1 pseudogene is annotated in these 270 nt (G+C 50.4%); it reads left to right on the forward strand.

The features are described from left to right. Nucleotides 1–71: 71 nt before the first annotated feature. A pseudogene (locus H9X86_RS12280) lies at nucleotides 72–270 on the forward strand (hypothetical protein); the annotation flags it as partial.

Consider the following 270-nt stretch of genomic DNA (forward strand, 5'->3'; position numbering starts at 1 on the left):
CATCAGATTGGCGCCTTTTTTCATTTCCAGCAAAATTCAAAAAGGGCGCTAAGCCCAAGGAGGTAATCAAAATGGATCGAGCAGTATTTTTTCAGGAGCTACGCAGAGTCCTTCAGCGAGAAGGATTCACCACCCAAGCAGAACAGGATAGTCTGTTACCTGTGGAGTGGGATGGACACCCTCTCTGCAGGATCACAGAGGGCGGCGGTGTACGCTACTGGCAGGAGAATGTGGCAAATTTGGAACGGGAACAAGCCTGTCAAAGAGCCG

The organism is Pseudoflavonifractor capillosus, from assembly GCF_016902575.1.
GTDB classification, from domain to species: Bacteria; Bacillota; Clostridia; order Oscillospirales; family Oscillospiraceae; genus Enterenecus; species Enterenecus capillosus_A.